Source organism: Pandoraea sp. (assembly GCF_004297875.1).
Taxonomy (GTDB): domain Bacteria; phylum Pseudomonadota; class Gammaproteobacteria; order Burkholderiales; family Burkholderiaceae; genus Pandoraea.
In genome coordinates this window covers 1-21,165 of sequence record NZ_SCSK01000062.1, presented here as the reverse complement: position 1 = coordinate 21,165, position 21,165 = coordinate 1, and the positions used below count along the sequence as shown (strand labels likewise).

Annotated in this window: 21 protein-coding genes and 4 pseudogenes; 18 read left to right on the top strand and 7 right to left on the bottom strand. The window is 61.2% G+C overall.

Features of this window, described 5'->3' with window-relative positions:
* Window positions 1-390: 390 nt before the first annotated feature.
* The 3 genes from EPN80_RS18135 to EPN80_RS18125 all read right to left on the bottom strand — a co-directional run bounded on the left by EPN80_RS18135 (window position 391) and on the right by EPN80_RS18125 (window position 1,246).
* A complete protein-coding gene (locus tag EPN80_RS18135) occupies window positions 391-717 on the bottom strand; it encodes a type II toxin-antitoxin system PemK/MazF family toxin (protein WP_293030585.1) in 327 nt (108 codons plus the stop codon).
* Window positions 714-935 carry an antitoxin MazE family protein gene (locus EPN80_RS18130; protein ID WP_293030582.1) on the bottom strand — a complete coding sequence of 74 codons (222 nt, stop codon included), beginning with the start codon at window positions 933-935 and terminating at the stop codon, window positions 714-716. Before EPN80_RS18130 ends, EPN80_RS18135 begins: the two co-directional genes overlap by 4 nt.
* 116 nt (window positions 936-1,051) lie before the next feature.
* On the bottom strand, window positions 1,052-1,246 hold the full coding sequence (locus EPN80_RS18125) for a YqaE/Pmp3 family membrane protein (protein WP_293030579.1): 195 nt from the start codon (window positions 1,244-1,246) through the stop codon (window positions 1,052-1,054).
* A 233-nt stretch (window positions 1,247-1,479) separates the two neighbouring features.
* Between EPN80_RS18125 and EPN80_RS18120 the strand changes: the two genes are divergently transcribed.
* From EPN80_RS18120 to EPN80_RS18085, 8 genes are all read left to right on the top strand, one after another.
* Window positions 1,480-2,475: a tyrosine recombinase gene (locus EPN80_RS18120; RefSeq protein WP_293030576.1), complete on the top strand. Its 996-nt coding sequence runs from the start codon at window positions 1,480-1,482 to the stop codon at window positions 2,473-2,475.
* A 149-nt stretch (window positions 2,476-2,624) separates the two neighbouring features.
* Window positions 2,625-3,038, top strand: coding sequence for a hypothetical protein (locus EPN80_RS18115; protein WP_293030573.1), 414 nt, complete (start codon window positions 2,625-2,627; stop codon window positions 3,036-3,038).
* 342 nt (window positions 3,039-3,380) lie between these two features.
* Window positions 3,381-3,860, top strand: a complete 480-nt coding sequence (locus EPN80_RS18110) for a DUF3577 domain-containing protein (protein WP_293030570.1) — start codon at window positions 3,381-3,383, stop codon at window positions 3,858-3,860.
* Window positions 3,861-4,553: 693 nt separating this feature from the next.
* Window positions 4,554-4,982: a DUF6573 family protein gene (locus EPN80_RS18105; protein ID WP_293030567.1), complete on the top strand. Its 429-nt coding sequence runs from the start codon at window positions 4,554-4,556 to the stop codon at window positions 4,980-4,982.
* A 112-nt stretch (window positions 4,983-5,094) separates the two neighbouring features.
* The gene (locus tag EPN80_RS18100) at window positions 5,095-5,922 is read left to right on the top strand and encodes a DUF932 domain-containing protein (protein WP_293030564.1); all 828 of its coding nucleotides are present in this window, start codon (window positions 5,095-5,097) and stop codon (window positions 5,920-5,922) included.
* 121 nt (window positions 5,923-6,043) lie between these two features.
* Entirely contained in the window at window positions 6,044-6,574 is a 531-nt protein-coding gene (locus tag EPN80_RS18095) for a hypothetical protein (protein WP_293030561.1), read from the top strand.
* 119 nt (window positions 6,575-6,693) lie between these two features.
* On the top strand, window positions 6,694-7,254 hold the full coding sequence (locus EPN80_RS18090; protein WP_293030558.1) for a hypothetical protein: 561 nt from the start codon (window positions 6,694-6,696) through the stop codon (window positions 7,252-7,254).
* Window positions 7,247-7,675, top strand: a complete 429-nt coding sequence (locus tag EPN80_RS18085; RefSeq protein ID WP_293030555.1) for a hypothetical protein — start codon at window positions 7,247-7,249, stop codon at window positions 7,673-7,675. Before EPN80_RS18090 ends, EPN80_RS18085 begins: the two co-directional genes overlap by 8 nt.
* Before the next feature lie 219 nt (window positions 7,676-7,894).
* On the opposite strand, the gene EPN80_RS18080 is transcribed toward EPN80_RS18085, so the two are convergent.
* Together EPN80_RS18080 and EPN80_RS18075 are read right to left on the bottom strand one after the other, a co-directional pair.
* The gene (locus EPN80_RS18080; RefSeq protein WP_293030553.1) at window positions 7,895-8,200 is read right to left on the bottom strand and encodes a hypothetical protein; all 306 of its coding nucleotides are present in this window, start codon (window positions 8,198-8,200) and stop codon (window positions 7,895-7,897) included.
* 153 nt (window positions 8,201-8,353) lie between these two features.
* A complete protein-coding gene (locus EPN80_RS18075) occupies window positions 8,354-9,139 on the bottom strand; it encodes a SprT-like domain-containing protein (RefSeq protein WP_293030551.1) in 786 nt (261 codons plus the stop codon).
* A gap of 1,261 nt (window positions 9,140-10,400) precedes the next feature.
* Here EPN80_RS18075 and EPN80_RS18070 point away from each other — a divergent pair.
* The 10 genes and pseudogenes from EPN80_RS18070 to EPN80_RS18025 all read left to right on the top strand — a co-directional run bounded on the left by EPN80_RS18070 (window position 10,401) and on the right by EPN80_RS18025 (window position 20,581).
* Complete coding sequence (locus tag EPN80_RS18070; protein WP_293030548.1) at window positions 10,401-10,658, top strand: hypothetical protein; 258 nt, start codon at window positions 10,401-10,403, stop codon at window positions 10,656-10,658.
* Between the two features lie 50 nt (window positions 10,659-10,708).
* Complete coding sequence (locus EPN80_RS18065; protein ID WP_366468826.1) at window positions 10,709-11,410, top strand: response regulator transcription factor; 702 nt, start codon at window positions 10,709-10,711, stop codon at window positions 11,408-11,410.
* Complete coding sequence (locus EPN80_RS18060) at window positions 11,397-12,689, top strand: HAMP domain-containing sensor histidine kinase (protein WP_293030542.1); 1,293 nt, start codon at window positions 11,397-11,399, stop codon at window positions 12,687-12,689. The genes EPN80_RS18065 and EPN80_RS18060 overlap by 14 nt, the downstream gene beginning before the upstream one ends.
* 50 nt (window positions 12,690-12,739) lie before the next feature.
* Entirely contained in the window at window positions 12,740-14,092 is a 1,353-nt protein-coding gene (locus EPN80_RS18055; protein WP_293030539.1) for a TolC family protein, read from the top strand.
* Window positions 14,089-15,102 (top strand): hypothetical protein, encoded by a 1,014-nt coding sequence (locus EPN80_RS18050; protein WP_293030536.1) that lies wholly within the window; start codon window positions 14,089-14,091, stop codon window positions 15,100-15,102. Before EPN80_RS18055 ends, EPN80_RS18050 begins: the two co-directional genes overlap by 4 nt.
* A 12-nt stretch (window positions 15,103-15,114) precedes the next feature.
* On the top strand, window positions 15,115-18,228 hold the full coding sequence (locus tag EPN80_RS18045; RefSeq protein WP_293030533.1) for an efflux RND transporter permease subunit: 3,114 nt from the start codon (window positions 15,115-15,117) through the stop codon (window positions 18,226-18,228).
* 218 nt (window positions 18,229-18,446) lie between these two features.
* On the top strand, window positions 18,447-18,956 hold the full coding sequence (locus EPN80_RS18040; protein ID WP_293030531.1) for a DUF2127 domain-containing protein: 510 nt from the start codon (window positions 18,447-18,449) through the stop codon (window positions 18,954-18,956).
* Between the two features lie 141 nt (window positions 18,957-19,097).
* Window positions 19,098-19,310: pseudogene (locus EPN80_RS18035) on the top strand (hypothetical protein); the annotation flags it as partial.
* Window positions 19,303-20,238 (top strand): annotated as a pseudogene (locus EPN80_RS18030) (nickel/cobalt efflux transporter); the annotation flags it as partial. The pseudogenes EPN80_RS18035 and EPN80_RS18030, both read left to right, overlap by 8 nt.
* Before the next feature lie 10 nt (window positions 20,239-20,248).
* On the top strand, window positions 20,249-20,581 hold the full coding sequence (locus EPN80_RS18025) for a YnfA family protein (protein WP_293030588.1): 333 nt from the start codon (window positions 20,249-20,251) through the stop codon (window positions 20,579-20,581).
* 56 nt (window positions 20,582-20,637) lie between these two features.
* Here EPN80_RS18025 and EPN80_RS18020 read toward each other — a convergent pair.
* Both EPN80_RS18020 and EPN80_RS18015 read right to left on the bottom strand, forming a co-directional pair.
* A pseudogene (locus EPN80_RS18020) lies at window positions 20,638-20,769 on the bottom strand (recombinase family protein); the annotation flags it as partial.
* Between the two features lie 38 nt (window positions 20,770-20,807).
* Window positions 20,808-21,165, bottom strand: a pseudogene (locus EPN80_RS18015) (transposase domain-containing protein); the annotation flags it as partial.

Sequence of the window (21,165 nt, the reverse complement as noted above, 5' to 3'; positions counted from 1 at the left end):
ATCGGGCGCTCGAACTTCGACGAACCGCTACCCTCCCAAAGCATTTTTACTCGGGAGGGTGGCTTGAAGAGGAAGTTCGAGATGTATCAATATCGACAGGTCCTGGTGCGCATGCGCCAGCGCGAGCTGGCCGGCGACTTAGCATCCCCGTAGAAAGGTTTTGAGGTTCATTTCGACTCCGGGTTTTCGAAAATTTATCAGAGTCGCATCGTCGGCACCCACACGCCGGCCTCGATGCGCCGTTGCCCACGCATGGGTTCGCGAATAAAGACGGATGAGGTTGATATCCGTGGGACTACTGTATAACGCCGGGGTGGGGTTTTCAAGGCAAGTGGCATGCAAGCAACAGATCTAAATCGCTTGGCCCCTCATGAAGACGCATGGCACTACTTATCTGACGATGCCGAGAAACACGGCAAGACAACGTCCCACTTCCAAGATGACCTCATCGGTGGCTTTGCCAATGGGGTCGCCAATTTTGTCCCGCCTGACCGTCATTGCCTTGTCCACCATTACCTGAGACGTCTTCCTCAGGCCGTTGGATTCGTCAGCCGCCACGGTCACGCGCAACAACGGCGCGTCCACCATCGCACTGGAGACCAGCAACACTGTCACCGTGGCATGCGCGCCAAAATTGTCGGATTGAATAACCAGCGCGGGTCGCGGTTTGCCTAAATCACCTTGCAGCGCGATGGTCACAAAATCGCCACGTCTCATGCCGTCCAGCCATCCACGTCCGCCAAAGCTTCATCCATGAAGTCCAGCATCGACGCATCGGCCATGTCGGCCTTGGCGGCTAATTTGGATTGGCGCCGGCATTCCGCAGCGAAACTCGGTCGACTCGTGTCGGGAACCCAAATTTGCACCGGGCGAAGCCCTGCGCGGCGCAGTGTCTCACGACGCTTCCTCACACGCTCTGTCAAAGGGGTGGCCATACCTAGAGCTCCAATTCGTTACATGTAACAATGTCTACGCCAAGATGCCACCTCATGCAACAATCAGGCATCAAGGGCAACATCAAAGGTCGATATCGTGCCGAAACGAGCACGTATCACGGGCGATTGCTCAATGCCTTTTCGATCTTCTTGTCGGTCTTGTACTGGCTCAACGCATAGACCGACCAGATCGCTGCCGGCACCCAACCGATGATGGTGATCTGCAGCAGCAGGCAGATGATGCCGGCCACGGGCCGTCCGATCGTGAAAAACTGCAGCCAAGGCAGGATGATAGCGAGCAACAAGCGCATGAGATCTCCGTCGATTTCTAAAGGTGACACGGCGCGTTCGCGCCACGAGGGCCACCGGCCACTGAGGAGGTAAATTTTACATGAACGCAACAATGCCGGCATAAAGATTCCGACTATCCAACCGCCACGCTGGTGTTGCGCATGATGAAACGTTCGCATACCGATGCAATATCCTCAACTAAGGAAAGAATCCGTCGTTAACATAAGCCCGATAATAAAAATGTCGAACCACAATGTCCACCAAAGACAAGGGCTATCTCCGGGGCACGGTCATCGGCCCCCTGCTGCACGCGAGCTACGAGGCAATCGAAGAGTTCTGCTTATCATCGCTCTGGCTCGAACGAGGCCTGGCGCGTATGACTCAATACGGGTACGCCGGCGATTTACGACTGTTCGCCAAGTGGCTGGAGCACGATTCTTGCAAGATGCTGTTTGATGTCTCTCGCGAGGATATTCATCGCTACGTGGTCGAGTCGAATGTCATGCCAACTACTCAGCGCCGACGGATGGCGGCACTTCGAGGTTTCTATGGCTGGTCGCTTCGCGAACGGCGGATTGACGAAGATCCCTGCTTGCTGATGCTGCACCCTAAGATTCCACCTCGCCGCCCGTTTCCTTTGAGCGTGAAACAAGTTGATGCTTTGTTGAGCGCGCCGCAAGTCGATCATCCGCGGGGGTTACGCGATCGCGCGCTGCTTGAACTTCTGTATGGCAGCGGTATGCGTGTTTCGGAAGCTGTTGGGCTGAGTGCCCTCGGATTGGATTTCAAGCAGCGCGCGATACGGATCATCGGCAAAGGGTCGGTGGAGCGCATCGCTTTGTTCGGTGAAGAAGCGGCGTTTTGGCTGGAGCGTTATCTGCGCACCGCTCGCCCCGCGCTGGCCATGTATCGCGCGGATCGGAGGCTGTTCATAACCCGTCGTGGTGACGGAATTACGTCGCGCATGGTGGGGCTGCTTGTCAACCGTTACGCTCGACAAGCCGACATCCGCGGCCCGCTCTCGCCGCACACGTTGCGGCACAGCTTCGCTACGCATATGCTCGACAACAACGCGGATTTGGTCACCATTCAGCAACTGCTTGGCCATACGAGCATCTCGACCACCGAGATCTATACGCATGTCGCCATGGCAAAGGTCAAGAAAATCCACGAGGCATACCATCCACGCGAGCATGCAACCGCGGACATCAGTCTCTGTCGACTACCAACGCTTCGACGAATCGCCTGATCATGGCAGACAGGGCAGCCTCCCCGGCTAGGCATTGTCAATGGATCTTGACAGTAGCGGCATGCGTCCTTGTCGCCACTTGTTCGGTGACGGGCCCGACGGCCCGCATATTGCGGCTATCGCCCGCCGATTTGCGGGGCGGGTATATCGTGTCCGGCCAATTGACACCTCGGATCGGGCAGGTATTCACCGACGGCCGCGCGACCTTCGTTCAGTTTTCCGGGGCGCCGCCAGCGCATCTGTCGGTGCGCGGAGACGCCGGCGCCCTGCCGTACACGCGTCATGGCGATCTCTTGGTCGTGAGCGGCGAGCCGGCGTCCTTTCAATTAACCACATCCGGCGGCGCCGTCTCGATCGAACGTGAAGCGCCCGGCCGCGGCAGTCCCATCGCGGCATCCAAGGATGACGCGATGGATACCATGACCCAGGGGACGTATCGCGTCGACAACAACGAGGACTGGGTTGGCGTCGAGCATGCCCCAGCAGTCGCGCCGACGCCCGGCGCGCCGCGGCCACCGGGTCAAGCGGTCGCGACGCCTCGCGCGAGTCCGCTGCCGCCGTAGCGTTGCCTATTTTTTAGAGATGGCGATGCGAGAACGCGGATGTGCGGTCCTTGCGGCAAAACGGCGCAAGTTACCCACAGTTTTTGTGGATAACGCCATGTCGGGATAACGGTGAAATTGTTCGTAGAACCTATTGACGCCGCCGTCTGGCTATGGTTATGATGACAGCGCTTATAGCTTGTTGGTGCTTATCCAACGCCTTTTAAGTACGCGGTTTGGCTCTGTCCGTTCTGGACGGCCGCGGGTCCAAGTGACTTAGAGTGAGTTTCAACCCAGATAGGGAATCGACACTTCCCTATCCGGGGAACCGTGGCGATTCCTTTTTTCTTTAGGAGATCCGCCATGACTCAAGCCAATCAATCCACCGACAAAATCTTTGACTGCCACATGACCGGCCTCGGTTATCTCTCGCGCGTGCGCGAAGTGAAGCCGCAGAAAGGCAAGCCTTTCCTGTCGTGCGCCATCGCCGCGTTTCACGGCGATGCAAGTGACGTGACCTATGTCTACCTGGACTTGAAGGTCGTGGGTGCAAAAGCGAAGGAAATCGTCGCGCTGTACCAGGACCAAGCCAATGATAAGGAGACTCGGGTGCTCGTCGGCTTCAAAGTGGGTGATCCGTACATCGATATGTACGACATCACCAAGGGGGATCGCGCCGGCCAGAAAGGTGCGCTGCTCAAAGGACGCCTGCTCCAGGTCAACTGGTTGAAGGTGAACGGCGAGACCCTCTACAAGGAGGTCCGTGACGAAACGGAGGCCACGGCAAATGCCGATGCCGCCGCCGAATCCGAGGCGTCCTACCGGACCGGTACGCATGGTTGATGCAGCCCGGAAAACCTCCCGCTTCGGCGGGAGATTTCCCTTCCGTCCTGTTTTTGGAAGATCCCACGCCAGTGGGGTTTTCTCCGGTGCGCCGTCATGGACGCAGCGGAGAAACCACGTATAATGGCCCGCAGTTCGGGCGTTTGCGTATTCGCTTTGAAAATACGCGCCCCATATCCGATTCGGCTGCTGAAAGGTCGGATGAAATAACGCAGTGTGCTTCACCCTCGCCCGCCAGGTTGCCTAACACGCTATTCCTACCTGACGGATCACGAGCCACCCGTCGCAGCCCGAACGGCTGCGATCCCCCTTCCCGCGCCATCCCGTCGAGGATGGTGTCCGCCCTCCCCCTGGCGCTGCGTTACCTTGCCTTGATCGCCATTCCCGGGCCTGCGACGGCCTGAATCGTCGTGCCATTCGCGCTATCGCGCTTGCCTCCCCTGTCTGGCCATGCGGCCGTTCAGGGGATTCTTGCCAGGTGTTTTTCAACGCCTGACAGGAGTCCCTTGTTTTTACCCTGGCTGCGGGTTGCAGCTCGCCGATCGTGCGTCAAGCGATGTCCTTTCAGTTTGGTTCCGACACCTTCCCGGTGTGACTGAGACGCTTCGCGTCACGGAATAGTTTTTCCTTCCCCGTTGGGGCGTTTCGCGCCCCATGGGACGAGACGCCCCTTTTTTATTTGAGGAGCGTCCTATGTCTGAAGACCTTCACCAGCAGGTGGCCGACCCCATTTTTGGGCCGGTCGTTTTCTCCATCACGCGCCGGCAACTACTCGATGATGGTACGTTGATTGACGTGTCCGAGGTGGCCAAGGAAGCCGGCCTCCGGATTCCGGTCGCCATGACCGCGGAGGCCTGGGCCGACTGCGTGGGGTGGACCGAGAGGGACACCCGCCAGCAGACTCACCAGGATCCCGAAGGACGGCTCTGGGTTGTGCTCTGGATGGCGCATATTGCCATTCAGCAGCAAAAGCAGACATCGTCCGAGCTGCTGTTCGAGCTGGAGCGCATCCCGCGTGATGGCCACAGCCTTTGCCCGAGCCTGGCACGGCTCAAGCTGCTGATCGGTCCTGGTGACAACGCAGAGCCGGTTCTCACCATTCTCTTACCTCATCAAGATTGATTCTCTCTCCTCGCGCGCTGGGCCCTTGCGGGCCGGCGCGCATATCTCTTCCCTCGCGAACGCATCGGACCGGCGCAGCCGGCACGATGCTCGCATTTCATCAGGATGCATCATGCAACTCGCCTCTCACTTCGCACATCGCTCCCGGGTATTGCGCTCGGAACGTCCGCTCTCGGATGACCAGATCCGCGCTGTGGCGCCTTCCATCTTCGCCGAGGCCAAGCACCAAAGCCGGTCCCAGCGATACACCTACATCCCCACCGCCGCGGTACTCGGCAAGCTGCGCCAGGAAGGTTTCCAACCCTTCATGGTGACTCAGACCCGGGTGCGCGAGGACGAACGTCGAGACTTCACCAAGCACATGATTCGGCTGCGTCATGCCAGCCAAATCAATGGTGCGGAAGCCAACGAAATCATTCTGCTGAACTCGCACGACGGCACCAGCAGTTACCAAATGTTGGCGGGCATGTTCCGCTTCGTTTGTAAAAACGGCTTAGTGTGCGGCGACACCGTGGCCGACGTGCGTGTGCCTCACAAGGGTGACGTCGCCGGCCAGGTGATCGAAGGGGCCTATAAGGTTCTGGAGTGCTTCGACCAGGCGCAGGCGTCACGCGACGCCATGCGCGACGTCACGCTCGATGCTGAAGAAGCACAGGTGTTTGCCCGCGCGGCGTTGGCTCTGAAATATGACGATCCAGACAAGGCACCGCCGGTCACGGAAGCTCAATTGCTGAGCCCGCGGCGCGGTGCCGACACCGACGATGACCTGTGGAGTGTGTTCAATCGAACGCAGGAAAATCTCGTGCAAGGTGGCCTGCTGGGGCGCACGGCCAACGGTCGTCGCCAGCGCACCCGGCCGGTACAGGGTATCGATCAGAACGTCCGTCTGAACCGGGCACTGTGGTTGCTCGCCGATGGCATGCGTCGTTTGAAAGCTTGATTTTGACTGGTGTTTTCCCGTTGCGCACCAGCCCTAACGGGTTGGTGCGCATTTCTCCCCCCCTCGCGAAATCTCCTGCCGGCGCTGCCGGCGGGAAATTCGCATTTCATAAGGACTGACCATGCAACTATTTCGTAATCTGGCTGAAAGCTTTCGGCGTCCCGGCATCGACTTGGGCCGCGCATTTCCCTGGCGCCTGGCCGATCGGGACATGCCGAAATTCATCGTCATGCGCGAGGTTCCCCTGATTCACCGCATCGAACTCGGCATCGAGGCGATGACGGCCGAAGCCGCCGTCGAGCGGGCTCGGCGCGCCTCGCGCGCCGGCACGCTGTGGGATGACACCGCCGCGATGCCGCTCTTGAAAGCGGAATTCGAGGAGGTGGACGCCGACGGCCTGCCGGACTTCGAGGCCCGCGAGGTGCGGGATTTTCCGATGCCCGATCCCTCGGTCGCACAGACCAAATGCGAGGCGGCCGCTTGGTCGCTGTTGCGCTTTGTCCGGATGATCGATGACCTGTGCGACGACGATTCGTTATCGGGCAATCGCTACCCCTGCGAGATCCCGGCCGATCAGGTTTGTCACATACGGCAACTCCTGCGGCAACTCGACGTGAGCAGACATTCACGACGGGTGCCGTCATTGCATTGACGCGCCACACGGCTTGGCTCCCCAATCGTCGATCGGGCCGTGGATCCGCCAGGATTCGGGAGTATGCCTTTCAACCCGCGGGGACACGTCCCCGTGGGGACGGTCTCCGCATTTTTATCATGGAACTCATCATGGGATGGCTTTTCGGCTATAACCAAACTCGGCAGCAATTGATTGAACGCCTGACGACCAGCGAGCCGCACAACGGGCTCGCCTGTCTGGCGCACGCCGCGCGCGGCAACGTCCTATGGACCGTGTGGCAGCACACGACGCAGGACGGCGTCGTGACTCGTCGCATACGCTGCGACCTCATGGGCGGCAGCAAGCGGTCCTGGGGATACAAGGCCATCAGCGAGTCGATGGGACCGACGTACTACACCTGTCCGCTGAAGTTTCTCGATATGGCGCCACCGGCGGACGCAGGCTGGCGGGAGCAAGTCCGAACCTACCATGCGGGCCTGCGCCGCATGTTCTATCCGGGCGACGTGGTGACCTTTGCCGGCTTGTCGATTCCCGAGGCGGTCATCGTCGGCAAGACGGGACGCTCGTGGATCGGTGAGCATGGCGGCACCCGCTATAAACTTCTGCCGCGGCTGTTAAGGCATGTGACGGCCGTGAAGCATTTGCCTCATATCGAAGCCTGGCTCGCGGGGCAAGCCCAGGAGCTCCGCCATGTCTAAGTTCATCGTCGAATATGCCCTCGACTATGTGCACACCGTGCGCGTCGGCGTCGAGGCCGAGTCGGCGCAAACGGCCGGCGAACACGCCCGGAACGCCTTCGATGCGGGCACGCTCTGGGACGATACGCCGGCCATGCCGCTGCTCTTTGACGACTTCGAGGAGATCGACCACGGCAGGGTCCTGTCGTTCGAGGCCGAAGCGGTGGACGTCTGGCCGCCGCCGGATGGGTCGGCAAGGCAGGCGCGGGTGCAGGCCGCCGCGCACGCGGCGATCGCCGTGCTACGCGACATCGAGCGACACTGCCCGCTCGATTTGCCGGCGCTGGGGGCATTGTCCGACACGGCGCCCGTGGCCATCACTGTGCCCAAGGGGCTCATTGAGCGTCTGCGGCAAGTCATGGCGCAGGTCACGCACCTGTAATCGCTTTTTTCGCCTGGGTCACCAGGCGGCTTTTCCCGGTGCCGCGTGCGTTGCCGGGAAAAGCCGCTTGCATTACACTGGAATCGATTTACCGCCGACTGTCGGTCACAGTCCGTTCATCACCCGTTACGTGATGCCTTTTGGCGGTTAGGTTCCAGCGCTTCATGCGCGGCCGCGTTGAGATCGTTCCAGACTGAAACGCGTACCAAGCTGAAAACGCTAGACAGCAAAATTGACCATAAAATCGATAGCATCCGCTGGATGATCGGCATTTTGATTCCAGCAGCCTCCATCGTGGTCACGGTTATCCTGGCGTACGTGTCCCATTTTAAATAACTGCTGCTTACTTACCACCCTGTGCGGGGCATCTTGTTCCGCCACGGGCAAGGTCTCCACATTGCTTTTTTGGAGGCCATGATGGAAAAATCCCGCGTATCCCCTGCCGTCGAGGCGACGCAAGCCGCGAATAGCTACGCCGACGTCAACGCCTTCGATCGCATGATCTGACACGACATCTACAAGCATATCCGCGAACCCGCCGTGGCCGCGGCCGTGCTGGAAATGTCGGAGCGGCTGGAGCTGATGAGCAAGCTCTACCCGAGCTTATTGGTGCGGGCCCGAGAGACGCTCAAGATCCAACCGCGTTTTGCACAAAGCCTTTGTTTTATGCCTGTCAACTCAGGCCGCGTGCTCCATGAGGAGAATATCGCAGTCCACGCATTTGACGTGAATTCCGGGCTTGCCCCACAGCGCCAGGAAGCAGCCGCTGCAGGTGTACTTGTGCCGGTTGCTGCGGTTCGCATTCGGCCGGCTGGCCAGGCCGAGATTCGATTGAATGGCGGCCGGCGCCGCGTAGGCATTCGGTGCGACCAAGGCGAGCGTACCGCCCCCCTCACCGCCGGTCACCGGTGCGGCGCCCGCGGCGACAGAAATCGGCGCCTCAAAGTTTGGCCGTACTGACGCCTGCGCCGGAAATCGATCGAGCCACGAAATGGCAAAGCCGCCGGCCAGCAGGCCGCGCGTCGCGCATTCGAAGCGGCCGCCGGCGATCGCATAGTCGCCCATCTTCTGGCCAGTGCGCTTCCCACCAGGTTGGCCCGTCTCGGACGGCATCAAGCCCAGATGCTCCATTTTGTCGGCCCACTCCCGGTTGTTGTAGCACGCGCGGCTCGGCGTGCCGAAGTGCTGCTGCCACAGGTGCACCATCTCGTGCACGAGCGTCTGCAGCACTTCGATCATCGGCACGACGGCGAAGTACGCCGGATTGATGGCGATTTCATCGGTCTGATGACCATCATGCAGCCGCACGAACCGTTTTGACGAGAAATACCCCATGGTGGCCTTCTCGCGCTGGAAGGTGATCAAACAGGCGGGCAATTGGCCGTCGAATAAGCGCGCGTTGTAGAAGTCGTAGGCTTGCTGCAGCTCGGTATAGGTTTCTTCGGTGGGTTTTGTCGAAATCATTGTTTTGTGAAATACAAAATTGATGCAAAAAATAGCACTAAATACGTTATGCGTCGACCGGCAACTGCGCCGCGCGCCGTCCGCAAGACATACCCAGGCCGACGCACACGCCGGCACACCCTGGGCAATAGTGCCGGTGAAGGAATCCTTCGCAGCGCCAGATATTCGTGCTCGGTTCCGGCCGGGTGCCGAATTCGATATTCCCCTGCCCAGAACACCGGTTCGCCCGCCCCGCTAGCTCGATATTACGCCGAGGATTTTGGCGTCGACCAGTCGAACACGAATCCGCTCGCGCTTCGGCGGGGACGTGCACCGGAGACCGCATGCGCCCGACGCGTCGAGCGCTATCTTGACGCTGCACCCTGGCGCTTCGTGCTCGAGTCCGTGGAGGCCTGGCCGCAGACCACACCGCGCGAGAGATCGCCCAAATTCAGAAAAAAGTCGAGGAGACTCACATCATACACATCGCCACTGTCCGGGTGGGTCGTTGTAGATAGACGCCTTGGTTCGCGCCATAAACCGGGCCAAGATTTTAGCCGCCCCCTTCTGGAGAGGACGTGTTTCCCAATTCGTCACCGAACCTTCCCAGCGCCTCGGCCAGTATGCTCATCGTGGCCTTGTGCACGCACTGATAGGCATTGCTCGGCTATAACGTAAAACGTATACTTTCCAACTTCCTCAGCAAATCGGTGGACACGGCTATTCTAATATCCCTAAAACGTCTGGTTAATCACGTTGACGCCGTTCCGGCGTACGGCGGCATCTTCATCGCCCAACTCGCCATGCCAGCGCGTCTGTGCGGACGAGGTTGGCGTAACCGGGCGACCGGCGGGCGGTGCACAGATTGCAGCCGGAGATGACCGCTCGTCCATTTTGGCTTGGTTGGTCCGATACGCGGACTCGCATACGATGCCGGCCAGTTTCCGAAAATATGCAAGCCGGGCGCCTGCTGATGTGGTGCAACTTCAAGCAGATAGCAATCTTATCCGACTTGACACATGAGGATTCTTTGGTTGACGAACGGCTTCAGCAAACGTACTGCTGGCAGAGCGCTGGTGGCTCGAGGTAACCGCAAAGGCTGCGGGATACACCTTGTCTCGGCCACAGACGAATTGATGATCGAGTTGATCCAATACCGACGCTCGGATGACTTTCTCACACTGCCTAGCGAAGGAGAGACCACACCGCGACTGTTGCCAATCATAGAACTGGCGCAACCGAAATGGTACGCAGCAACGTGCACAAAATCGCGAGGGAGGTTATGAGCAGCATTGCGAAGCAACTTTGCACCCGAGGTTCTGAATTCGAGAAGACAACTGCTCATATCGAGAAGATTTCGACCCATGGGATGCGCCACACGGCCGGCACGCATCGGAGCGGCCACGTGTACCTGAAGCTCGCGCGCGACAACCTGGGCCACACCAACCTCGCCACCACCATTGGCCATGTGCATTTTGAATACGATCAACGGCATGACAGCACGTCGCACATTCACTATGTGGGACGGAGCGCGCCGTGACTTCCAACAATCCAGAAAAATGGTCCAGCATCTCTCGCTGCCAATTGCCCATGAAGCTGCTCGTCGTTGAGGATAACCACGCATTGGTAGCCAACTTGTTCGCCTACTTCGAGGCGCGAGGCCACATCCTGGACGCGGCGCCCGACGGTGCCACCGGGCTGCGCCTCGTTGCAGACAACCATTATGACGCAGTCGTTCTCGATTGGACGCTGCCGCGCATGGACGGCATGCGAGTCCTGCAGGCCTTGCGCCAGAGCGTGCGGAAGGCCGTTCCCGTGCTCATGCTCACCGCCAAAGGAGAAACCGCCGACAAAGTCGAGGCGCTAGGCACGGGCGCTGACGACTACCTTGTCAAGCCATTCGATCTTGCCGAGTTGGAGGCGCGGCTACTTGCGCAAATCCGTCGTGCCAGCGGCGTGGTAACCAACGCCCGACTGCAAGTCTGCGACCTGGCGTTGGACCTGGACACCACCGAAGTCACACGCGCAGGACAGATGATCGCCTTGCAACCGGCCACTCGTCGCCTGCTCGAAGTACTGATGCGGGCGTCGCCGGCGCTCGTGCCGCGGGAGCGACTGGAGGAAGTGCTCTGGGGTGATGCTCCCCCCGACCGCGACCTGCTGCGCTCGCAGATGCACGTCTTGCGGAGGGCTATCGATGCTCCCTTTGCCCGCAAGTTGTTGCACACCGTGCCGCGAGTCGGCTACCGTCTGACCGCAGCCACAGATGGCGACGAGCATGAAGACGACTAGCCTGCGCGCGCGCATCACCACGGGGTTGTTGCTTTACGCCGCAGTCCTGAGTGCGGCCCTGATCGCTGCGGGCACGTTCCTGAACGCTCGCCACGAGCGCTTGGTGTGGATGAGCCTACTCGGCGACGTGATGGTGCGCGACCTCAGGGCTGCGCACCTCCCAGCCGGCGGCGTGAACCCGCCCAAGGTGCGCCTGATCGACCTCGATTCGCCTGCTGCGGCGAGCTTGCCGGCCGACGTTCGCCGTCTAGGACCGGGTTTGTATGACGATTTCGATCCGGAGAACCTTCCCTATGCAGTGCTTGTAAAGGACGTGCAGGGTCACCGCATGGCTGCGCTGATCGACATTTCCACCGAGCGCGCACAAGAGCGCCGTTTGGCCTATCTACTCGATGCCGTGATCGTCGCCGGGTTGGCCCTGCTGATGGTCGCGACCTGGTGGCTCGCCGGCCGGCTGTTGCGCCCTGTCTCATGTCTGGTCGACTCCGTGCACGCGCTTGACCCATCGCGACGCGAGCAACGCCTCGTGCCAGGATACCGGCTGGCGGAAACCAAGGCGCTTGAGACGGCCTTCAATGCTTATCTCCAACGCCTGGACGGCTTCGTGCTGCGCGAGCGCGAGTTTATCGATACCGCGAGCCATGAGTTGCGCACCCCAATTTCGGTGATCTCGGGTGCCGCGCAGGTGCTGGGGGCGGAACCACTCACCGTGGACGGCCGGCGGGCGCTTCAGCGCATTCGCCTGACGACCGAAGCCATGCGGGACACTCTGGCGGCCCTGCTGCACCTCGCCAAGGAGCCATCATCTCTCGCCGCGCTAACGCCCTTGGCGCTAGAGAGTTGGCTGCCGGATCTAATTGCCGACTATTGGCCGTTGCTAGATGGTAGGCCGCTGACCCTGGAGGTCGGGCCGATCGAGCCAGCCGCGGTGCGCGTGACTTCGGCGATCGCCGCGATGATCTTCGGCAACCTACTGCGCAATGCCATCGAGCACACCCAGGCGGGCCATCTGGAGGTCTCACTGCGCGACGGCGTGTTCTCGATTGACAGCCACGGCGAGACGCTAGACGCCGCTGCCGTGGCCCGCCTGTACCGTTCGCTCGCGCTGGCCGAGGTCGGTCGCGTGCATGGTGCCGGCCTCGGCCTGTACCTTGTACGGCAGTTGTGCGAGCGGCTGGGCTGGGTCCTCAGGTATGCTCACAATGAAGCCGGCGAACTGCAGGTTCGGTTGGATCTGCACCTTCGCAACGAAGGCGGCCCTGAACCGACGACAAATTGACGACACCCGCGCTCCTAGCATGAACGCTTTCCCCTTCATGACGCGACGCGATGAACACTCGTTTGCGGGCCGCTGTGCTCGCTTCGGCACTGCTCTCAGGATGCGCAAGCTACACGCCGCGACCGCTTGATCCTGGCAAGACTGCAGCGGCGCTGACCCGGCGTAACCTGTCCGATCCTCGTTTGCTGCGCTTCCTCACGACCGAACAGCATCGCAACGGCCCGCCGCAATGGAACCTTGACACGCTTGCGCTGGTGGCCGTCTACGAGCGGCCCGACATGTCAGTCGCCAAAGCAAGACTACGCGAGGCTCAAGGCGGTGAGACGACTGCGGCGGCGCTGCCCAATCCGACTCTGTCGATCGCACCGACCTACGACACGACGGTCACGTCCTCCCCGTGGACGGTCGGCCCCATCGTCAGCTTCCTGATCCAGTCTTACGGCGCCCGTCCCGCACGAATCGCCCGGGCGCGTGCCCGTACCGAGGAGGCACAGGAAGCGATCGCGGTCACCGCCTGGCAACTGCGGGCCCAGGTGCGCACGGCCATGCTGGATGCATGGGCTACCCAGCAGAACGCAGCGCTCGCGGCTCGACGCGCCGCGCTCGCCGGCAGCTATCGTCAGGCCGTCGATCAGCGCTACCAGGCGGGCATGGTCTCAGCGGCCACGTTGACGATGGCGACGCTCGCCCAGAACCAAGCCGAACTACAGTTCGCCTCGGACCAGCGAGCCGTGCGGCTGGCGCGTGCCGGCTTGGCCGCAGCACTCGGTCTGCCTAAGGCGGCGCTCGACGGCATCGACTTGGACATGAACGGAATCGCCCACCCGCGACAGCCGGGCAGCTTGAAGCCCCTGGTCCATGCAGCGCTCACCGCCCGCCCTGACGTGCTGGCCGCTCTCGCGCATTACGCTGCGGCGCAAGCCTCCCTGCGCTTGGCGGTCGCGAGGCAGTATCCCGCGATCGACATCGGCCCCGGCTACCACTACGACCAGGGCGACAACAAGTTCATTCTCTCAATCTCATTGCCGCTACCTATTTTCAATCAGGATCAAGGCCCGATCGCACAGGCTCGCGCTGCCCGACAGATTGCCGCACAACAATTCCTCACCACGCAGGCGAAAGCGCTGGCCGAGATCGATCGCGCCCAAACGGACTGGCACGCCAGCGAGGCCGAGCTGGTCAGCGCGCAAAAGCTGCGCGAAGCCGCCGCAGACGCACTGGACCGACAGCGCAGCGCCTTCACCGCCGGCCAGATCGGTCGGTTGAGGCTGCTGGGCGCCGAACTTGCCTATGTGCAGTCGCAGCAGGGCACGCTGACGGCGTCGGTGCACGAGCGCGTGGCGCTTGGTCATCTCGAAGTGGCGCTCTATCACCCATTCTTGGTTGCAAACCGGAGCCAATGATGTACAGGAATCTCTTTAAGTGCGTCGCGCTGGCCGTGGCCGTCGCGACAATGGCGGGCACCGCCAGCGCACGGCAGCTTGCCGCAGTCACGCTCAACGCCAAGGCCGTCTCGGCGGGCGGTATCCGGACCATCGCTCTGCAGCGGGTCGAGCAGGCCCCCCGGATAACTGCCTTTGGCATCGTTATCGATCCCGGTCCTTTGATCACATTGTCCGCACAGATCGCGGCCGCACGCGGCAAGCTCGCGGCCGCTCAGGCCACGATGGCGCTGGCGCGCAGCCAGGCGGCCCGTGCCGCCGATTTGTACAAGGCTCAGCACAACATCTCGCAGGCAGCTCTCCAGGCGGCTCAGTCGGGGCTGCAGGTTGCCCAGGCAGATCAAGCCAGCATGCAGGCGCAACTGAACGAACTCGAGGCCCGCGCCCGTACCGACTGGGGCGCCGCGCTGGCCGCCGCCGCCACCACTGGGGCGGCGCCACTATCGCAACTGGAAAGCGGCACCCAACAACTCGTCGAGGCGAGTGTACCGCTCGGCGAGTCACTGCCGGCCCTGCCATCCGATCCCGACGCGTCGACGCCAGACGGTAAGTGCGTGGCCCTGCGGCTCGTCAGCCGCGCACCACGCGCCGCGACGGGAGTGGCTGGCCCGAGCCTGTACTACCTCATGGGTGCGCAGGACTCAGCGCCCATCGGCACGCCACTCATGGTCGTCCTACGTGGACAGGGTATCGTAGCCGGCGTCCTGATTCCTCCGTCCGCAGTGGTGTGGCACGACGGACAGGCGCTCGCGTACCGCCAGACCGGTGCTGCCTCGTTCGCACCGATCGCAGTGCCAACCTCCTCGCGCAGCGAGCAGGGGTATTTCGTGCCAGTGGGTGCTGACACCGCACTTCGGCCCGGTCAACGGATCGTCGTCACCGGTGCGGCCCTGGTCTTCTCGGCCTCGGAGTCGCCGCCTCCGGCGGCAAAGGCGAAGGCCGCCAAGCCCGAAGATGACGATGATGATTGAAGGGGATTGTTGATGCGTGCAATCGTAGAGTTCTGTCTGCGCCTGCGTTGGCTGGTTCTGTTCGCCGCGCTCGGACTGACGCTGCTGGGTGTCGTTGCGGTAATTCATGCGCCCTACGACGTATTCCCTGACTTCGGCCAGCCCACCGTCACCGTTGTTACGAACGCTGCGGGTTTGGCACCCCGGCAGATAGAGGCGCTGGTGACCACGCCCGTAGAGGATGCGGTCAATGGTATCCCCGGGCTGTCGAACTTGCGCTCGCAGTCGATGGAGGGGCTGTCGGTAGTGACCGCAGTGTTCGGCGGCCGCACTGACGTCTACCGTGACCAGCAGCTCGTCGCGCAGCGTGTGGCGCCGCTGACCACCACGCTACCGCCGGGGGCGACGCCGGTGATCGCGCCGCTGCAATCGTCTACGGGCGTCGCGCTGACCATCGGGCTGTCGTCCTCGAAACTGTCTTTGATGCAGTTGACCGAGATCGCACGCTGGACCGTCCGTCCGGCCCTGCTGGCGGTGCCGGGCGTGTCTAAGGTCGTGATCTTCGGAGCACAGCCGGAGCAGTTTCAGGCGCAGTTCGATCCGAACAAGCTCGTGGCGCTGCATATCGGTCTCAATCAGTTGACCGCCGCAGCGGCTGAATCGAGTGCGATGCGAGGCGCCGGTGTCGTCAACACGCCCAACCAACAGATCTTCCTGATGAGCCACGGCCAAGCGACGACGCCTTCGGCGCTGGCCAACAGCTTGCTGGTGCGCCGCGCGCAGCGCAGCGTCACCCTGGGCGAGGTCGCGCACGTTGTCGCGGCGCCACCGCCGGCCATCGGTGGAGCGCTAGTGGGCACCCAACCCGGCTTGGTGCTGGTCGTGGGTTCCCAGTATGGCGCCAACACGCTCGCCGTGACGCGAGGTCTCGACCGGGCGCTCACTACCCTGGCGCCGGCGCTCACACGCGACGGAATCGAAGTCCAGCCTAACGGATTGCGTCCGGCGTCCTTCATCGACACAGCTCTGCGCGACGTGCGCAACTCATTATCCATCGGCGCGGTGCTGATCGTGCTGGTGCTGTACCTTGCGCTACGCAACTGGCGCACCGCAGTCATCTCGTTTGCCGCGATCCCGTTGTCGCTTCTGGCCGCCGCGCTGATCCTCGATCACTTCGGCTTCAGTCTGAACACCTTGTCGCTCGGCGGCTTGGCGATTGCCCTAGGCGAGGTGGTGGACGACGCGGTGGTCGGCGTGGAGAACATCTATCGCCGCCTGCGCGAGAACCGTGCACTGGAGCAACCACGCCCCGTCTACGAAGTCATGCTGCGCGCGACCATGGAGGTGCGCAAGGCGGTGATCTTCGCCACGCTCGCGGTCACCATCGTCTTCCTCCCGGTACTACGCCTCACCGGCGTCGCCGGACGCCTGTTCGGCCCGCTGGCCTTGGCGTACATCTTCGCGATCCTGTCCTCGCTGGCGGTCGCGCTCACAGTCACGCCGGCGCTGGCGATGCTGCTTTTGGGACACAGCCACCTCGACCCGGCCGATCCACCGGTGGTCGCACGCGCCAAGCGTATCTACGGTCGCCTGCTCGCCGCCGTCCACCGTCGCCCACGCCCGGTTTGGGCGCTGGTGGTCGTCCTGGTCGTTGGCGGCTTGGTCAGCGTTCCCCTGCTGCGCACGAGCTTCCTGCCGCGCTTCAACGAGAACGACCTCATCGTCCACTTCCAGACGGCGCCCGGCACGTCGTTGGCCACGACGATGCGCATCGGCGAACGGGCGGTCGCGATCATGCAGCGTCTGCCGGAGGTGGCTCACGCGGTGATGCACGCGGGACGTGCCCACCTGTCCAATGGCAACGCCCTGACCAACAAGGCGGAGATCGATGTCGGCCTGTCGGACAAGGGCAACACCAACAGCGCCGTGGCCGAGCGGCGCATTCTGGAAGCGGTTCGGGGGGCACCGGGCGTGCGCTGGTGGGCAAACACCTTCCTGACGGAGCGCATCCACGAGACGCTTTCCGGCGTGACCGCGCCCGTGGTGGTGACGATCTATGGCCGCCATTTGTCCGCGTTGAACGACGACGCTCGGCGTGTGGCCGAGGTACTGAGTCAGGTGCCGGGGGCGGCCGGCGTGCGAATCCAGGCGCCACCCGGCACTCCCGAACTCTCGATCACACTTAATCGGGAAGCACTGACGCGATACGGTTTCACCCCGGCCGAGGTTCTGCAGGCGATCCAGACCTCCTACAGCGGCCGTACGGTTGGGCGGGTCTACACGGGGGGCGCTTCGCTTCCCATTGTAGTGGTGATGCCGCCTTCGTTGCGCTCAGATCCGTCGGCGATCGCCAACGTGCCGCTGGTCAACCGCGACGGCACGGTTGTTTTACTGGGCGCCCTTGTGCAAATCCGTGAACGATCAGGGCAGTCGCTCATCCTTCACCGTGGCGCCCAGCGCGTGCAGCTTGTCACCGCCAACGTCAGCGGCAGCTCCGGGCAGTTCGTCGCGCGAGCTCGCAACCAACTCGCGGCGGGGCTGCCCCTGGCGTCAGGGGACTACCTGCGCATCGGCGGTACGGCGGCAGCGTCGGGGCAGGCCCGGTTGCAACTGGCGCTGGATTTCGCGCTTGCCCTGGCGGCGATCATGGGCTTGCTGGTCATCGCTTTGCGCGACGGACGGATGGTGGCATTGCTGGCGGTGAATCTGCCGTTCGCCCTCGTGGGCGGGGTCGCCGCGATTTGGGTTGCCCGCTTGCCTATCTCGCTGGGTGCGTCGGTGGGTTTCGTGACGGTCTTCGGGATTACCCTGCGCAACTCAATCATGCTACTGTCGCACTACCGGTCACTGGTGACCGAGGAAGGTCTGCCCTGGTCCTGGGAGACTGCGCGGCTCGGCGCAATGAATCGGCTGACGCCAATTCTGCTGACTGCCTCGGTAACGGCCCTGGGTTTGTTGCCTTTGGCGATCGGTGCTCACCTTCCGGGCCAAGAAATCGAAGGGCCAATGGCGATCGTGATCCTCGGTGGCCTATTCAGTTCGACGGCGCTGACTTTGCTAGTCCTGCCGACCTTGGCACTACGCTTCGCGCGATTCAATGCCGCGGAACAGCGGGGCGAAACGATAGCTTCGCCCGCAGTATCCTGATGTTCTCCCACGTCCATACGGCTCTCCGGTTGGGTGGCTCGGGAAGGTAAGCATGACGCGGTTATCAAGCATCTCGCAGCGGGAATAGACCATGTCCGGCCTCCTCCGGACCGTCACGGATTGCACTCGCTGTTGGCCTTGGCGGGCATCTTCTTGTCCCGCCGGCCCTCCAAATGAGGTTGATACAATTCGCAATACGAACCATTGGAGAGACCCTCGTGATTCGCTCTAACACATTTCTCGATGAAAAGAAGATCCATCTGGTCTTCGAGGTAAGCCTGTGGTTTAAGGCAGTATTCGCGCTTTCGGAAATGCTCGCTGGCGTTGCTGCCTATTTCATTCCGCCGCAACTTTTTCTGACGCTCGTGCTTTGGGTCACCAGGGAAGAGTTCGTCGAGGATCCGCACGATTTCGTCGCCAACCTTCTCCTCCATACCGTACAGCATCTTTCAATCGGCACCCGGGAATTCGCGGCGGTCTATCTGCTCGGACACGGTGTGATCAAACTGTGGCTGATCGTCGGTCTACTGCGAGAGAGACTTTGGTATTACCCCATTTCAATAGTCGTATTCGGTGCGTTCATCGTCTACCAACTTTATCGGTACACCTTCACGCATTCAATATGGTTGCTGCTCATCACGGTCCTGGACGTGGTCATTATCGCGCTCACGTGGCACGAGTACCGATATCTCAGAAACGAGCGGAGAATCGCCACGGCAGGCTCTTGATTTGGATCCGGTTTCGTGGAGCTCTCGGCAAATGTTGAGGTTCGTTAATTATGCAAATAGGTACGCTAATTTTGCTAATATCGCTCGAGCTGGAGGGTTTCGCAAAGGCGACGTCGATATCCGCTGACGAGTGAGAGTATGTACCTACCCCAGGGCTACTTTGGTCTATTGATTGCCGATGATGGCCATGAATATAAGAACGAGGGATCGGCCCAGGGGCAAGCGATGGGCGGGCTTGCCCGCAAGGCCAGTAAGGCGCTCCTGCTGACGGGCACACTGATGGGTGGCTATGCTGACGATCTGTTCTATTTGCTGTATAGGCTCTACCCCGAGATTTTCATCGAGGACCCTTTCGCACACGGCCGTGGTGTGGGCTGTTGCGATGGCTGGGCTGTATTTTGGCCGCAACTGGAACGTCGAGGCGACCGAGCCATACTTCCAAGTCGCTTCAGCCGTACTCACCATCGGCGTCGCGGCCTGGATGATCTGGCGTACCTGGCGTGACCAACGTGCGTGCTTCCACAACCATGACCACGATCACCACCACGATGAAGCCAAGCACATCGACACCGGCCATGGCGTGGTCCGATTGGAAGTGTTCGAGAAGGGTGTTCCACCACGCTTTCGCCTGGACCGCGAAAGCAAGCATGGTCATGTGTGGACGGCTGACCAGGTAAAAATCGAGACGGAGCGACCGGACGGCAGCCGCCAGACGTTCACTTTCGTTCAGCGTGATGGTTTCGTCGAATCAGAGCAGGAGATTCCCGAGCCGCATGAGTTCGTCGCCCGTCTGCGGCTGGGCTATGACCACCACAGCCACGACTACGATGTGAAAATCGTCGAGCACGATGACCATCACCACGCCATCAAGGACTATGAAGGGCTGGACGTATCAGCATCTGGCTACCAAGACTCTCACGAGCTGGCTCACGCCAACGACATTCGCCGCCGTTTTGCCGGCCGCGAAGTGACCACTGGGCAAATCATCGTCTTCGGCCTGACAGGTGGGCTGATTCCCTGTCCGGCGTCGATCACCGTGCTGCTACTGTGCTTGCAATTGAAGAAGATCGCGCTGGGTGCGACCCTTGTGCTGTGCTTCAGTATCGGCCTGGCTCTGACGATGGTCGCTTCCGGCGCACTTGCAGCGCTGAGCGTTAAACACGTATCCAAACGCTGGAGTGGTTTCGGCGCATTTGCCCGCAAGGCTCCTTATTTCTCTGGCGGGTTGATTGTGCTGGTTGGCCTGTACGTCGGCTATCAAGGACTGCATGCATTGGTATGACATGGAAACCTTGATTACCTTTTTGCGGGTCCTCCTACTTTTTACTATCACAGCGCTGGCTGAGATTATTGGCTGTTACCTGCCTTGGCTTATTCTCAAGCAGGGTAGGCCAATTTGGCTGCTGGCACCAGCAGCCATGTCGCTTGTCGTATTCGCCTGGCTCCTCACACTGCACCCGACCGCTGCCGGGCGAACTTATGCAGCCTACGGCGGTGTTTATGTTGCAGTAGCGCTCTTATGGCTTTGGCAGGTAGAAGGCGTGCGGCCAAATCTCTGGGACGTTGTCGGGTGTGCCCTTACGCTGGCGGGGATGGCCATCATCATGCTGGCGCCACGCACATAGCCATGCCGAGGGGGGCGGGAGTGATTGGCTGTTACAACCAGCCACCGCCGGCACCATCAAGATCCGTTGATTAGTTTCGCTCCGTCTGGACGCAACTCGCCTTTTGGTGAGATATGCCGATACAGGGTCTGCCGCGTAATACCGAGTTCCTGGCATAGATCGCCGACCTTGGTTTCCGGCTGCCCCACCGTAAGCACCCGGGGAACCCAGGTTGACAGAGCGCGGGTTATTGCTGAGGCAGCCAACGATGCGGCAGTAACGCCCCAATCTCACTGGCTCTGTGTGTAGGCAGACGGGTGAGCACATCCTTCAAGTACGCAAACGGATCATGCCCGTTGAGTTTGGCTGACTGGATCAGGCTCATAATCGCCGCCGAGCGCTGGCCAGCTCGCAAAGAACCAGCGAACAGCCAATTTTTCCTGCCGGTAGCCCAAGGCCTGATTTGGTTTTCGCACCAGTTGTTGTGTGTGCCTTGCAAAGGCACGTTCGACTTGTCGGTGCAAGTCCGACCCGGCTAACTCTCGCTCCAGCCGGAAGCACAAGGAGCGGTCCAGGAGGCAACGAATGGGCTGAAGCACTTCTTG